This is a genomic window from Pseudoflavonifractor capillosus, assembly GCF_016899775.1.
Lineage (GTDB): Bacteria > Bacillota > Clostridia > Oscillospirales > Oscillospiraceae > Lawsonibacter.
On sequence record NZ_JACJJE010000183.1, the window covers coordinates 1 to 303 of the forward strand.

1 protein-coding gene is annotated in these 303 nt (G+C 75.2%); it reads left to right on the forward strand.

The features are described from left to right. The coding region (locus H6B31_RS16930) for an inorganic phosphate transporter (RefSeq protein ID WP_204899547.1) at positions 1 to 303 on the forward strand (303 nt) is incomplete at both ends.

Here is a 303-nt window from a genome sequence, read left to right on the forward strand (position 1 = left end):
GTACCCGCCCCTGGGGGCGGCCCTGGCCCAGGGGGAGCCGGGGGAGGGGATGGCCCGGGCCCCCCTGTGGCTGATGGTTCTGTGTGCCGCCTTCATGGCCCTGGGGACCAGCGTGGGGGGACGTCGGATCATCGACACGGTGGGCCGGGATATGGTGTCCCTGGGGCCTCGGGAGGGGTTCTCCGCCGACCTGGCGGGGATGGCCTGCCTGCTGCTGGCTACGGCGCTGGGGCTGCCCGTGTCCACCACCCACACCCGTACCTCCGCCCTGCTGGGGGTGGGCTCGGCCGGAGGGAGGCGGGC